This is a genomic window from Halanaerobium polyolivorans, from assembly GCF_020711195.1.
Classification (GTDB): domain Bacteria; phylum Bacillota; class Halanaerobiia; order Halanaerobiales; family Halanaerobiaceae; genus Halanaerobium; species Halanaerobium polyolivorans.
Window position 1 is genome coordinate 1 of the sequence record NZ_JAJFAT010000023.1, and the last position, 14324, is coordinate 14324.

At 30.3% G+C, this 14324-nt stretch carries 13 protein-coding genes and 1 pseudogene; 2 read left to right on the plus strand and 12 right to left on the minus strand.

Features of this window, described 5'->3' with window-relative positions; genetic code table 11:
* Window positions 1–58: 58 nt before the first annotated feature.
* The 3 genes from LJ207_RS11515 to LJ207_RS11525 all read right to left on the minus strand — a co-directional run bounded on the left by LJ207_RS11515 (window position 59) and on the right by LJ207_RS11525 (window position 2752).
* Window positions 59–1387, minus strand: coding sequence for a PAS domain-containing protein (locus LJ207_RS11515; protein WP_229346647.1), 1329 nt, complete (start codon window positions 1385–1387; stop codon window positions 59–61).
* A gap of 65 nt (window positions 1388–1452) precedes the next feature.
* The gene (locus tag LJ207_RS11520) at window positions 1453–2001 is read right to left on the minus strand and encodes a hypothetical protein (protein ID WP_229346648.1); all 549 of its coding nucleotides are present in this window, start codon (window positions 1999–2001) and stop codon (window positions 1453–1455) included.
* A gap of 160 nt (window positions 2002–2161) precedes the next feature.
* Window positions 2162–2752, minus strand: a complete 591-nt coding sequence (locus LJ207_RS11525) for a GlgC family sugar phosphate nucleotidyltransferase (protein ID WP_229346649.1) — start codon at window positions 2750–2752, stop codon at window positions 2162–2164.
* A gap of 107 nt (window positions 2753–2859) precedes the next feature.
* Here LJ207_RS11525 and LJ207_RS11530 point away from each other — a divergent pair, with 107 nt between their 5' ends.
* Complete coding sequence (locus LJ207_RS11530; protein WP_229346650.1) at window positions 2860–3147, plus strand: transposase; 288 nt, start codon at window positions 2860–2862, stop codon at window positions 3145–3147.
* Between the two features lie 23 nt (window positions 3148–3170).
* Window positions 3171–4070 carry an IS3 family transposase gene (locus tag LJ207_RS11535; protein ID WP_229346659.1) on the plus strand — a complete coding sequence of 300 codons (900 nt, stop codon included), beginning with the start codon at window positions 3171–3173 and terminating at the stop codon, window positions 4068–4070.
* A 73-nt stretch (window positions 4071–4143) separates the two neighbouring features.
* On the opposite strand, the pseudogene LJ207_RS11540 reads toward LJ207_RS11535, so the two are convergent.
* The 9 genes and pseudogenes from LJ207_RS11540 to LJ207_RS11580 form a co-directional block, all read right to left on the minus strand.
* Window positions 4144–4833: pseudogene (locus LJ207_RS11540) on the minus strand (glucose-1-phosphate adenylyltransferase family protein); the annotation flags it as partial.
* Window positions 4834–5138: 305 nt separating this feature from the next.
* A complete protein-coding gene (locus LJ207_RS11545) occupies window positions 5139–6080 on the minus strand; it encodes a GGDEF domain-containing phosphodiesterase (protein ID WP_229346651.1) in 942 nt (313 codons plus the stop codon).
* On the minus strand, window positions 6043–6318 hold the full coding sequence (locus tag LJ207_RS11550) for a hypothetical protein (protein WP_229346652.1): 276 nt from the start codon (window positions 6316–6318) through the stop codon (window positions 6043–6045). Before LJ207_RS11550 ends, LJ207_RS11545 begins: the two co-directional genes overlap by 38 nt.
* A 26-nt stretch (window positions 6319–6344) precedes the next feature.
* Window positions 6345–8111 carry a diguanylate cyclase gene (locus LJ207_RS11555; protein WP_229346653.1) on the minus strand — a complete coding sequence of 589 codons (1767 nt, stop codon included), beginning with the start codon at window positions 8109–8111 and terminating at the stop codon, window positions 6345–6347.
* Between the two features lie 36 nt (window positions 8112–8147).
* The gene (locus LJ207_RS11560; RefSeq protein WP_229346654.1) at window positions 8148–9596 is read right to left on the minus strand and encodes an ATPase domain-containing protein; all 1449 of its coding nucleotides are present in this window, start codon (window positions 9594–9596) and stop codon (window positions 8148–8150) included.
* A 340-nt stretch (window positions 9597–9936) separates the two neighbouring features.
* Window positions 9937–11418 carry a GGDEF domain-containing protein gene (locus LJ207_RS11565; protein WP_229346655.1) on the minus strand — a complete coding sequence of 494 codons (1482 nt, stop codon included), beginning with the start codon at window positions 11416–11418 and terminating at the stop codon, window positions 9937–9939.
* Window positions 11419–12453, minus strand: a complete 1035-nt coding sequence (locus tag LJ207_RS11570) for a uroporphyrinogen decarboxylase family protein (RefSeq protein WP_229346656.1) — start codon at window positions 12451–12453, stop codon at window positions 11419–11421.
* 1 nt (window position 12454) lies between these two features.
* Window positions 12455–13099: a cobalamin B12-binding domain-containing protein gene (locus LJ207_RS11575; protein WP_229346657.1), complete on the minus strand. Its 645-nt coding sequence runs from the start codon at window positions 13097–13099 to the stop codon at window positions 12455–12457.
* Window positions 13100–13188: 89 nt separating this feature from the next.
* On the minus strand, window positions 13189–14324 hold a 1136-nt coding region (locus LJ207_RS11580), incomplete at its 5' end, for a bifunctional diguanylate cyclase/phosphohydrolase (RefSeq protein ID WP_229346658.1).

The window sequence follows — 14324 nt, forward strand, 5'->3', positions numbered from 1 at the left end:
TCCTCCAATTTAGTTTGGTATTATCTTATTATATCATGTCCGAGAAAAAACTGTTTAATTAATTATACCCGATCCATAGATCCCTTTGATCAAAAGCATTTGTTTCAGTAGATATCGCTTGAAACACACCATGATTTTCCATCGGTACAGTTATACCCGATTTATATATCTCTTTTGCTGGTGTTGCATTAGGGTCTTTATCGGTATCTAAAGTTAAATAACTTTTATTATTTTTAAATGCCTTACCAGCAATTCCATAATTTAAAGGAAGGACTTCTGCTTCCATCCCTTCAGACGCTGCAGCTGGAACAAATTGATTTTCTTTAGCTAAAATAATATGAGATAGATCAAAATCCAACAATTCCCTGGCTTCTTCGATGGTTTTCTGACATATCTCTTCTTCTTTATCGAGTGTTTGGAACTCTATAGCCACCTTATGAAGTTCTTTTATTATTTCTTCATATTTTTGCTCTTTTGAAATATCAATATCTATTCCAAGCATTTTCTGAGCTTTGCCATCATCTGTCCAGGAAATAATTTTACCTCTGCTCAGCACCCATACCCAGTGGCTTTGCTTGTGTTTTAACCTTGTTTCAGCCCTGTAGTGATCAACTTCACCTTCTAGATGTTTTTTAAAAGCTATTGCGTGTTTTTTGAAATCATCGGGATGAACAAATTCTTTCCAGCTTTCAATGGTCATTGGCCTGATTTCTTCTAGCTTATAGCCAAGCATTTCTGCCCATCTTTGATTACAACTGCTTTTTCCTGTCTGGAGATTAGTTTCCCAGGTTCCCAAATTCGCACCTTCAATAATCCAGTTCAATCTTTCTTTCTGCTCAGCAATTTTATCATTTTTCTCTTTTAGTATTTCCTTTTCAGTTAATTGTTTTAAATCTTCTTCTATAACGTTCTTGAATTCTTTCAGTAAGTTTTTAGTATTTTGACTCAGATCAATGCTTTCACTATCAAGAATACAGATGGTACCAAAACTTTTATCATCTGGCCAGTTAAGAGGCAAGCCGTAATAAGAGATCATATTTAAATCAATATCGGGGTTATCTTTCCAGGCTCCATCTTCGAGTGCGTTTTTAATATATAATTCTTTGTTTTTGGCAATTACCGTTTCACAGTAGAGCCCATGCCCTAAAGAATCACTTCCTCCAACCTTATATGGGTTGTCTTCACTTTCGCTTTTTAAAAACACTTCCATCGAATCTGGATTTATTCTCATTATCAAAGCAGCTTCTATTCCTATCATTTCTGCCGTTATATTAATTATATTCTGCCATTTCTTTAATATTTCATCACTTATTTCTGGTTTGTCAGGATCAGTTATAGCAACTTTTTTATATTCTTTTTCTTTTCTTAAAAATACTTCTGTATCCACTGGCATTCCTCCCTTTTAAAATTTATTTTTGTCGAGATGTTGCTTTTAATTTCTTTGCTTCTCTATTAGTTAATAAATATATACAAAATAATAGAAAGTAATATAATAAGAGCAAAGAAACAGCCGTAAACTTTACTTTTTCCTGTCACTTTATTCATTTTATAAGTCAAAAGTTGCAGGGAAGATTTTGCTTTGTTTTTAGCACTGATTTTCCCATATTTTAAAGCTTTTTTATTTTCTATATTTAATTCCTGCTCTTCAGCTGAAATATTATAGTTTTTGATTTTATTAATCTTTATAATACATTTTGATATTTTATCTTCTGAACCTCTTTTAATTATTTCTGATATTTCAGCTTCATACTTATTACCTTTTTTTATCCAATCAAATATTTCTTCAGATACACTATCTTCCAACCATCCTAGTTGTTCATTTAAAGGGCCACTCATAACTTTTACTGCAGTTTTATTATAAGCCTTAGGATAGGGAATTAAAAATATTTGATCTCCCTCTTTAGATGTTTTCAGTAGTTTGGCTCTGCTTGTTCCATTATCATTTTTGTATTTAAAATCAGTTATCTCAGCTTTGATTTCTTGATAATTGTTTTTTATCATTTTTATATTCATTCCTTTAATTTTTAAAGCATCTGAATTTAAAAAACCTCTATGATTAGTAAAGGTAAGATAAATGTAATTTATTTAATAAATTAAAAATTAATCAAGTTTGATGAAAAAAGAGGCCCCCCAATTTCCAAAAGAGAGCCTCTTAATTTATCTAAACATTTATTTCTTCAATTATTTTTTCGTCTCCTTCGGCAATTTTTTTACCAACCCCAGATTTAATTGTACTACCACTAGAAATATTCTTGCCATCAAAACCGTTTTTACCGACATATGAAAATACTCTACAGTTTCTTCCCATGGTAGTTCCTTCTGGAATAGTAGCTCTTTTAGCAATAATATTTAAACCATTTGCTAAAAGATCAGGTTTTTCTCTATTTGCAGTATGATCATCACCATATCCAATTTTGCAGTTTTCTTTGATCTCTACTTCTTTGTCAACAATCGTTTTATCTATTATCGAATTGCTGCGGATTATGCTATTATTAAAAATAATTGAATTTTTAACAACCGCGCCTTTTTCAATATATACTCCTGGACTAATTATCGAGCGGCTTACCTCACCATTAATAATTGCTCCATTAGAAATAAGGCTGCAGGATGAGCTCCCATGTTTTCCGAACTTTACAGGAGGTTTTTCTTCACTTCTAGTTTGAATTTTCCATTCTTCACAATAAAGATTTAATTCTGGGAGTGATTTCGTTAGTTCTAGATTAGTCTCCCAGTATGAATCAAGAGTTCCCACATCTCTCCAATAATCATCATATTCATACAGATAAATGTAACGCCCCCTAAGAATATTGGACAGATACCAATTTAACATTTTATAATAATTATAGGGGGTAAAAGCAAATGCCTAAATCTTATGATCCTGATGAAAAAATGGAAATTGTTCTTCGTACTATAAAAGGCGAAAAAGTATCTGATCTTGCTGATGAATATGGTGTTAGCCGTAACTCTATCTATCTCTGGAAAAAAGAATTCTTAGATGGCGGTATGAGTAAGCTCAGTGGTGATTCTGTTACTGAGCAGGAAGCCAAGCTTAAAGAAAAAGACGAACAAATTAAAGAGATGGAGAAAATTATTGGTCAACAGAAAGTTCAGATGGAAATCCTTAAAAAAAAGCCCTGGCAGAACTAAATACTGCTGATAAAATCAAGATTATTAATCAACTTAAATCAGATTATACTGTAGCAGAATTATGCCGAACTTTTAATATAGCTAGAAGTACCTATTACTACCGTCAAAACAATAACCAAGACGAAAATACTAACACTGAAGAACAACTCTATACTGGACATCCAGCTTATGATAAAGATGGTAATTTAGTACCAGAAGAAGATGTTGTTCAACTGGTTAAAGATTACTGTGATGAGTCTCCTCATCTAGGATACAGAATGGTAACTGATTACTTAAATTATACAGAAAATCTGAAAGTTAATCACAAACGCATTTACCGCATTATGAAGGTTTTAGATCTCCTGCAGGATAAAATAGTTCCAAAACCTAAAGAATATCAATTGAGACAGAAACATGAACTAACTGGACCTAACCAGCTCTGGGAGATGGATATGGTCCAGATGTACATAGATAACAGTGGTCAGTGGGTCTATATGTTTGATATTATTGATGTATTTACCAGAGAAATTGTAGGTCATCATGAAGGCCTAAGATGCCGCACAAAAGAAGCTCTTAAAGCACTTGATGAAGCAGTAGAAAACCGAAACACTGATGATCTAGTTTTAAGAACTGATAATGGCGTTCAATTTAGAAGTCGAGAGTTTCAGACCAGAATTAAAGAACTTGATATATCTCATGAAAGAACGATGGTAAATACACCAGAAGAAAACGGTTATATTGAAAGCTTTCACGGCACTTTAAAAAGAGCTGAAGTATATCAAACACATTACCGCAGCATAAACCACTGCAGGAATTCTATTGCTAAATTTATTAATAAATACAATAACAGAAGACCACATTCATCTGTTGGTAAAATACCACCAGCAGTTTATCATAAAAACATTCTGAACAACTTAGTTTCAGGAATTAAATTTGCTGCATAAATGGTTAAATTCACTGAGAATTTGTGTTAAACAAATCATATTAAAGCTTGTCCAAGATTAGAGGGGCTAGCTCATAAACATTGTTTTTTTCTATCATTGGTGGAATTATATTATGGCCAAAGTCTGAACTTTCATTTGTACAATATTTCTCTAAAACTTCGAGTAATATTTCTTTTTTAAAAACATATATTCCCATTGAAGCTAAGTTGCTGGGAGGATTTTCTGGTTTTTCTACAAAATCAGTAATTTTCATCTCATTATTACAATCTAGGATACCAAAACGGTTGGCATCTTCATATGATACAGGCTGAGCAGCTATTGTTAAGTCAGCTCCTTTTTTAATATGATAATCTATCATTTTGCTGTAATCCATCTCATATACATGATCTCCAGATAAAATAATAATCTGATCTGGGTTCTGACTTTTTAAATAGCTCAGATTTTTATAAATCGCATGAGCAGTTCCTTCATACCAATCTGTCTTACCGGGTTTGCCTCTAAAAGGCTGCAAAATAGTTACTCCACCTTTTTTGCGATCAAGATCCCATGGTTTACCAATACTGATATGTTGGTTAAGAGAATGAGGCAAATACTGGGTCAGAACACCAACATTAAAAATACCTGAATTAACGCAGTTGCTTAAAGCAAAGTCAATCAACCTGAATTTACCCCCAAAAGGCACACTTGGTTTAGCACGGTGAGCTGATAATAGGTCAAGTCTACTTCCCCTTCCACCTGCCAGAATCAATGCTAATGTTCTCATTTTTATACCCCCTTAATATAAATCATCACACAGATCAATCTATAAAGAGTTTTAAAAATGGAAAATTATTTATTTTACTATATATATATTATTCAAGGTTCAATTAAATTATCCTGTATAATATTCAGAATATTTTAAATAATTTTGGTAGAATAACTTGCAAAGATAATTATAATAATTAACAGTAGCCGACCAGAATAATTGAAAATATTTTATCAAAAGTCATCGATAATTCCTGCTCAATATTTGTAAAACCATAAGATTTAATCATTTTAACTTCACATGCTAATTATATGTCCATATTCTCAATTATTTTCTTTAAACGATGAATATCCAGTTCCAAAGTCGTCAATCGCAATTTTAACTCCTAATTCTTGTAGTTCTTTTAATGATTTGATAGTAAAATTGATATTTTTCATAGCTGTTCTTTCGGTTATTTCAAGCAGAAGATGGTTAGGATCTAAACCAGTATTCAATAATATTTCTTTAATTTTTTTTATAAAATCATCTTCTAAAAATTGCTCTGGACTAACATTGATTGAAACGAAAAAATCATTATCAATATTCCCCTTTAATTCTTTAAATTCTTTTAACTGAGTACACGCCTCTTTTATTACCCAGGTGTCGATCTCTTTTATAAAACCAATTTCTTCAGCAATAGGTATAAATACACCAGGATAAATCATACCTTTTTGAGGATGATCCCAACGAATAAGTGCCTCTAAGCCAATCGTTTTTTCATTAGTTGCTGAAATAAATGGTTGAAAATAAAGTATAAACTGTTTCTTTTCTAAAGCAGCTGCTAATTCTGTTTCTATTGTATTTCTTTTTAAAATATCTTTATCAATATTTTCAGAATAAAAGTATATTTTTTTGCAGCTAGTTTTTTTAACTAAATGCATAGCAGAACTTGTATTTTTAATTAAGATAGTAATATCTTTAGAATCATCAGGATAAACGGAAATACCCATACTACTAGATAAATAGGTTATATTATCATCTATCAAATAACTTCCATTTATTTGTTCCAATATTTCTTTTGCTTTATTATATATTTTATCCCTATTATTATCTTCAGCCAAAAGATAGAAATAAAACTCTTGACCCTCCTCGGGGCAAGCCCACGAGGTTTGCGAGCAGACTTTCACTCTATCACCTGATTCATCTGCAATAAAGAAAAAATAATACTCTTCAACTCTATTTGTTAATTCAGTTTGTAAATAATTTTTTTTGCTGCCAGCTTCCATTTGTCATTATCTCAGTATTAGCATAAATTTCAAGATCTCGCTTTCTTTCTAAAAGCCAGGAGCTAATCAATTCTGCTTGTTGTTGAGTATTACTTTGTTGATTATTAACTACTGTATCTTTTAAAATCTCATTAGTAGTATTTGTAATTATCAAAATGGTTGTTATAGTCAAAATTATTATTAAAGCAATTATAAGAATAATTATTTTATATTTAAAACTAAAATTTTTAATTTCCATATAAACGCCTACTTTTTTTAAGGATATTAATTTTTGTTTGCATTCATCATATCTATAAAGTCTTCAGTTAATTTAGGATCGAATTGACTGCCTGCACATCTTTTGATCTCTTCTAAAGCCTCTTCTTTGGAGATAGCCTTGCTGTAAGGCCTCTCATTTGTCATAACATCATAGGAATCAATAATCGATATTATGCGAGCTAAATAAGGTATTTCTTTACCTTTTAAGCCGACTGGATAACCACTCCCATCCCAATGTTCATGGTGGGCTAATATATCCTCAGCTATTAATATGAATTCTTCAGATGCAGAAGCGATTTTGTATCCTTGTTTAGAATGATTTTTCATGATCTCCCATTCTTTTTCACTTAACTTGTCTGCTTTGGTTAATATCGCTTTTGAAATAGTAGTTTTACCGATATCGTGCATAGAAGCTAATAGTGAAAGCCTGTTAATTTCAGCATAAGTTAGTTTTAATTTACTGCCAAATCTAATAGCTAGTTTCTTCATCCTTTTAGCATGGTCTGTTGTTTCATTGCTTTTTGCACTCAGGCTGTTTAAAATACTTTTTACAATCTTATTTTTACTGCTCCTGCTTTCAGATAATTTGTTTTGATACATATTATTATCTGCTTTTTTAAGTACTTCATTTATATCCTCAATTTGCTTTTCTTTAGTGGCTGAACCAAGAGCGATCGAGAGTGGTAAATCTTCTTTGCTATTTATATCCTCTATTTTATCTCTAATTCTTTTGATTATTATATTTAACTGCTCACTATTAGTTTTAGGCAGCAAAATAGCAAATTCATCTCCACCCTGACGGGCAACAATATCTTCCTCTCTTAAAGTTTCTTTTAGGATTTCAGCTGTTTTTATCAATACCTCATCACCTTTTTCGTGTCCATAGCTGTCATTAATTAGCTTCAGACCGTTAAGATCAGCCATAATAACACTAATCGGCAGCTGTCGCTCTGTATCCAACCTTTCCATTTCTTCTTCAAAAAATCTGCGGTTATAAAGGTCTGTTAATTTATCTTTATAAGATAAATATTCAATTTCTTTTTTTTGTTTTATACTCTTTGTAATATCTATGAGAATTAATGCATTTAATTTTTTATTATTAAAGTTTGTTTCGATAAATCTAATATCTACCCACTTATTAGTAGCTTCTATTTCTACTTTAATAGAATTACTGCTATTTTCTAACTTGGTTTTATTTAAATATTTATCTAACTTTTGACCAGGAAATATTTCAAAAATATTTTTATTAAGAACATTTTTTCTCTTTTTTTCCATAATATCTAAAAAGGCTTTATTAACATATTTTATTTTTTGATCTTTAAACAGAAAGCATATACCTATTGGATTAACTTCCATTATTTTTTGGAATAATTGAACAGATAAAAATAAAGATCTGATACTCAATAATTTCTCAATCCGAGAGACCAAAGTTTTTTTATAAACAGGGATTAATATTATTTCATCGATTATATCCAGATAATGTACTGCTATCTCTTCTTTAGGTCTTCTAGTTATTAAGAGCAAAGGCAAGTATATTGATTTTTCAGATTTTTTATTCATAATAATATCTTTTTTTTCTTCTAAGCCTTGCTCATCAATAATAATTAGATCTATATTTTCAATTTCTTGAGTGAAATTATTAGTTATAACTTCATATGCAGAATCTAAATATTTTTTTAATATTTTTTTATTTTCTCTATGTGATATTATTAAAGCGACTTTCTTTTTTTCTAATAAATCAAAATCACCTTTCAAAATATTATTATTTATCACTAATATCCTGTCTCCTTTTTTTGATATTAAGCTTTATTATTTATTTATAAACTCAGGATTGCCACTTAGTATTCCTCTTAATTCTGTTAACGGATCTCCGACTTTAATTCCTTTTTCAGTTATCTCAAAATCTCTAAGTGTATTTTCAAAACCACTCATTCTCTTTTTTAAAACTCCAATAGATTTTTTGAGTTTGCCATTTATTTCTAAATAACGCAAAAATATAAGGTTATCAGCTATAAAACTTGTTTGCATTTCTGTTGCTTGGAAATCTCCAGTTATCTTGTTTTGCTCATTAATCATTAAAACTGTAACCCCTTGCTTTTTCAAATATTCACACAAACTATGAAATTTGGCAATCATTTTTTGTATATTGTTAGAATCATTGAAAGTTAGAAAATATCCCGTAATAGAATCAATTAAAATTATAGAGATATCTTTTTCTTTTACATCTTGGACTATCTCATAAGCAAATTCAGAAGGTGTATATTCTATAGGGCTAATTTCTTTAATAAAAATTTTATCTTTACTTATAAATTGCTCTAAGGGTATGTTAATAGAATTACTTCTTCCTATTAATGTTTTATAACACTCTTCGAAAGTATATATAATTGATTTTAAATCATTGCCTCCATTTGCTGCAATGAATTGAGTTCCGAGTGAAGTTTTACCAACTCCAGTAGGACCAGATATAATTGTTGTAGTTCCTTTTTCTATACCTCCATAAAGTAGTTTATCAATCTCTGAAATACCAAAGGAAAGTAATTCAGTTTCATAATTGAAGTTAGTCTTTTGTAGCTCCAATTGGGGATAAATTTTAATGCCATCTTTTTTGAATTTCATTGTATGTTTGCCTTTGTTAAAACTTGAACCCCTATATTTTTTTATTTCTAAATAGTGGTTTTGATTTTCATAAGAAATATTTATAATTCCATCTACCATAAATTGCAAGTCATCATCAGGCTTAGAAGGGCTTGCTTCAGATGTTAATAAAATGGTAGAATCATATCTCTTTAAAAATTGCATAAAAGATAAGATTTGTTTTCGAAACTTAAATTGATCAGAGCTCAAATATTTCAACTGAGTAAAACCATCAAATAGAATTCTGTCGGGTTTTAATTCTTCAATTTTGTTAATTAATTTATTAATTAACGGTTTCTGCTCATTTTGGGCAGATAAAAACACATCATAATCTTTATTTTTTGCTATGAAATCTTCTGAAGGGCTTAAATCAATATAATTAATTTCATCCATAGGAAAGTTGAATTCTTTACCATTATCTTTAATTTTTTTTATATCTTCTGTCATAGTTACTAGAAGTATTTTTTCGTTGCTTTTTAAACCTTCTATTAAAAAATGAAGTCCTAAAGTCGTTTTCCCAGTACCTGGACCCCCTCGCATTAAATAGAATCGGCCTGGTATTAATCCACCTCTTAATATTTCATCCAGGCTTTTTATGCCTGTTGATAATAAATTTTTCTTCATAATTAATAACCCCTTTTTATAATAAATATATTTAGTTTATCAATTTGTATTTATCTCTTCTAAAGCCTCTTCTTTGGAGATAGTCTTGCTCTAAGGCCTCTTCATTTGTAATAACATCACAGAAATTAATAATAGCTATTATACGAACTAAATATGGTATCTCATCTGCTTTTAATCCCTAGTATAACCACCACCCTTCCAAGGCTTATGATGTGATAGAATCTCTTTGATATCTTCTGAATAGATTATTGTATAAGTTATAGTTAAAAGAACTTAGTCTAATATAAAAGAACATTTCTCAGCTCATCGGTTGTTAATTTTTCTAATAAAATATATTTTTTTAGCAATTATCTTTTTTTCTCTTATTCATATACATTAAATGATCTGCTTTCTTCATTAGTTCTTCGATTGAATTATTATTATGATTAACTGAGCAACCAATAGACACACTAAGAGTTAAGTGTGTCTCCTGTAAATTAGCATTATATAGTTTTATTAAATTATCTATTCTTTTTTCTATTAATTTTGCTGTTTTTTCATCCCCTTCAGAAATAAAAACTGCAAACTCATCTCCACCAGTTCTTGCTACAATGTCATCTTCTCTAAATGACTTTTTTAAAATATCAGCAAACCTTTTTATCAGTTTATCTCCTTCATTATGGCCAAAATTATCATTCACATACTTTAACTTATCAATATCAAACACAAAAACTATTTTTATATCATTCTCTAGATTTTCATTGAATAGCTGATTTAAATAATTTCTATTGTACAATCCTGTCATAGAATCGTGAAAACTAAGGTGTTCTAACTTTTCTTTTGTTTTTAATATTTCTTCATATTGTTCATGATTATGAAGAGCAAGCCCTGAAAATTTAGCTATATCTATTGCCAGATTGAGATATCTATCAATATACTCAGAAAAAAGAAAACCACTGACATCTAAAATACCGTAAAAATTACCACCCCATGCAACTTTAATATAAAAACCGCTTTTATCTTTATTTATTATATATTGAGCATCATCTTTTTTGAATTTAATTAATTTATTTGGCAGCCTTTTTGAATACCAACTCCAAAAATTAAAGTTTTCAGCACCAAAAACCATAATAAACAATTCTTTAACTTTTCCTATTATATCCCTCTTGTTTTTATATGAAGATAATTTAGCTAGTATATCAAAAACTGTAGAATAATCTGCTGTTTTCCTCTTTAATTCATTAATCATTTTATTTTTTTTGTTTTCTTTTTGATGAAGACGCCATTCAAAGACCCTGCTTTTTAGCAATAATCTAACTTTTTCTAAATTTATGGGGATAATTAAATAAGGAATATTTAAATAAGAAGATACTTCTTTTAAAATTTCTTCGGCATCATCTATAATAGATGCATCAAGTAAGACAATTTCTTTGATTGATTCATTAAAAAACTTTCTTGCAGTATTTTGATCAAAACCCATTTCTTCAAGATGTTTTTTCCAATTTTTTAGCCAGCTTGTACTTATAATATAACTCTTTTGAGATATAAGGTGGTCGATAAATTCATCGCAAATTAAATGGGAGAAACAAAAATTAGAAGTAAGTTCTATCATTTTATTTTCTTTATCAACAAGTTTTAAAGAATCACAAAGTTTGCTACAGATAAGAATACTTTGGTTTTTTGAAGCTTTAGAAAATATTTCTTTTATTTTGGACTTTTTCCCTTTGTGATCACATAAACTGGGAAATTTAATTAGCTTTACATCATCCATTTTTTCTTGCTTTAAAACAAGCTTGTATTCTTGATAAAGGTTTTCACAGATGAAGATCTCTAATTTATCCATTTATTTTTCCACCTTAATTGGATATATACCATGTTTTTTGACTGCTTCACTAATTTCTAATAAAATATCTTCAGAGACTTGATAAGGGATTTCCCCATGATTATCAGATAAAATGAATCCGCCTCCCTTTGCAGCTTGATGAATAATATTCTTCACTTTTTTTGCTACTTTATTTCTATCTAAACTTGCCATTTCAACCCCATTTAAATTTCCTAGAAGGCATATTTTATTAGCAGCTCTTTCTTTTATTGCCTCAATGTTATCTTCATTACTAAAACCAAGTACTGCTGAACCAGTCTCCACAATATCATCAACTACTGGAAAGGCAATACCTGAAGCAAGGTGAGTTGCAACAGCTCCTTTGATTTGACTTATTGTTTTTTGAGCTATTTTATGGCCTGTTTTAAGATACGTTTCTCTTTCAATAATTTTGGGTGAGGCTAAAGGGTCAAAATAACAAATTGCAGCTGCACCTGCTTTAAGTTGAGCATTAGCCCAATCTACACAAAATTTTTGATTTATTTTCATCAACTGCTCAAATTCATCTTTTCTAAAATATAATAACTCCAGATATTTTTCAAAGCCAAGCTGCATTACTGGAAGAGAAAAAGGAGACATGACAACTCCAATTATGGGAACTTTATCTCCTATAAAGCTTTTTAGCATTTCTGTTGTTTTTAAAACTTTATGTAAACATTTTGAATCTTGAATTTTAGGTGGATTTATCTTTTTTATTTGCTCAATACTCTTAATAACAGGTTCTCCAGAGTTTGGTGGACAATCTTCAGCAAAAATTACTTCTCCACCAAAAGCTTCTATCTCAATCGGTGCATAAAAGAATGTATATAAACAGTCATTGCTATATTTCTTTCCCATATGTAGTTGTGTTTTTGCAACATAATCTGGATTGGAAAAATATTTTTTAATTGATATCCCCATCTCTTTAGCACCATAATGACTAAATAAATGAAATACAGGGACCCTATCTGGTTCTTGATGATTGATTGTTGTCATTACACGCTCCATTGAATTCATATTATTGCCCACCTCCCGTATATTTGTTAAGAATTTTTAAAACTCTGCTTCCGTTTTTACCATCAAAATCAGCATCAACTTTCTGCCATAAATCATTGTCCAATCTAAATGGAGCACCACCTACAATGACTTTAACTGGTGAATTATTATCTCTGAGAATGTCAACGACATTTTTCACTTTCAAAGCAGAGGAGAGCATCAAAGTAGATATTAAAAGAATATTGATATCATTTTTTAGAGTTTTATTAACTATTTCTTCTACAGTTAAACCCTCTCCAAAATCAATAATCTTATATCCTCCAGCTTTTAAAACTGAATAAATTATTTTTTTTCCTAAACCATGATAATCCTGCAGAACTCCAATAGCTATTTTAATATTATCATTATAGAACACCTCATCATCAGGTAGATAATTTTCTATTAATTCTTCAGAGATAACTCCACTCATATAAACCTGAGATAAAGACACCTGGCCGTTCTCCCATTCATCACCTATTTTTTCTAATGACTTAGCTGTTAAATGCTCCAAAGATTCAAAGGATTGATCTTCTGCATAAATATCCTTAAAGATTTCTGCTGCTTTTATTCTGTCAATATTAAGTAGTGCACTTTTGAAATCAGCAACTATCATATCTGGTACTTTCAATAAAGCAACCTCCTTTTTTAAATATCAAGCTTTGCTATAAGTTTATTGTAATTTATTTTAATCCATTATTTATCTAACCCCAATTGATTTTAACTTATTAAAGATATCATTTCTATGAATTCATCTGCTAGCTTGGGATCAAACTGAGAACCTGAGCAGCGTTTAAGTTCTTCTATAACTTCCTCTTTGCTCATCGCCTTTTTATATGGCCTTCCACTAATCATTACATCATAGGCATCTATGATAGCTAAGATCCTTGATAAAAGAGGTATTTCTTCTCCTTTCAAGCCTGCAGGGTAACCACTGCCATCCCAACGCTCATGATGGTGCAGTACAGGTTCTGCTATGTGTGAAAATTTAGGGATACTAACTAAAATCCTATATCCAGCTTCAGGGTGAGACTTTATTGTTTCCCATTCTTCATCAGTTAGCTTTTCTTTTTTGTTTAGTATTTTTTCTGGTACAGATACTTTCCCAATATCATGTAGAAGGGATAATAATGCCAGTTGATCAATCTTTTCACTGGATAAATTGAGCCTTTTGGCAAATTTTTCGGCTATTATACTCATCCTATTTACATGAGTTTCTGTTTCATTGCTTTTTGCTTTCAAAGTGTTTAAAAAGCTTAATACCACCATGCTTTTACCACTTGAACTATCAGCAAGTTTGTTGGTATACATTCTATCTTCTGCCAGGCTTAATATGTCAGAAAGATTTTCTTCTGGTTCTGTTTTGGCAGCTGCTCCAAGAGCCAAATTGATCGGTATGTCTTTATAAAAAAGTCCTTCTTTTGTTTTGATTCTTTCCATTATCTCCTCGGTTTGCTCTAAGGTTGTTTCAGGAAGGAGAATAACAAACTCATCTCCACCCGATCTTGCGATAACATCCTCCTGTCTAAATACATCATTCAGTAATTTAGCAGTATCTTTTAATAGATCATCACCTTTTGAATGACCATAAGTATCGTTTATTAGTTTAAAATTGTTAATATCAGCCATGATTAAACTGATCGGCAAGTTTCTTTTGCTATCTACTCTCTCCATCATATCTTCTAGATATACCCTGTTATAAAGTCCTGTCAGACTATCATGAAAACTCATATAGGCAATTTTTTCTTGATGATTTTTCTTTTCGGTAATATCAGCTAAAAAACCTTCGATAATAAAGTCATCTGTTTGTTTTTTAGAACTAATTCTGGCATTCTCTTCTATCCATTTAATCTCAT

Bases quoted from the DNA above. Each gene is read 5' to 3' on its own strand.
- LJ207_RS11520 (WP_229346648.1), bottom strand. From the start codon at position 2,001: ATGATAAAAAACAATTATCAAGAAATCAAAGCTGAGATAACTGATTTT.
- LJ207_RS11550 (WP_229346652.1), bottom strand. From the start codon at position 6,318: ATGGAAATTAAAAATTTTAGTTTTAAATATAAAATAATTATTCTTATA.
- LJ207_RS11530 (WP_229346650.1), top strand. From the start codon at position 2,860: ATGCCTAAATCTTATGATCCTGATGAAAAAATGGAAATTGTTCTTCGT.
- LJ207_RS11560 (WP_229346654.1), bottom strand. From the start codon at position 9,596: ATGAAGAAAAATTTATTATCAACAGGCATAAAAAGCCTGGATGAAATA.
- LJ207_RS11545 (WP_229346651.1), bottom strand. From the start codon at position 6,080: ATGGAAGCTGGCAGCAAAAAAAATTATTTACAAACTGAATTAACAAAT.
- LJ207_RS11570 (WP_229346656.1), bottom strand. From the start codon at position 12,453: ATGAATTCAATGGAGCGTGTAATGACAACAATCAATCATCAAGAACCA.
- LJ207_RS11565 (WP_229346655.1), bottom strand. From the start codon at position 11,418: ATGGATAAATTAGAGATCTTCATCTGTGAAAACCTTTATCAAGAATAC.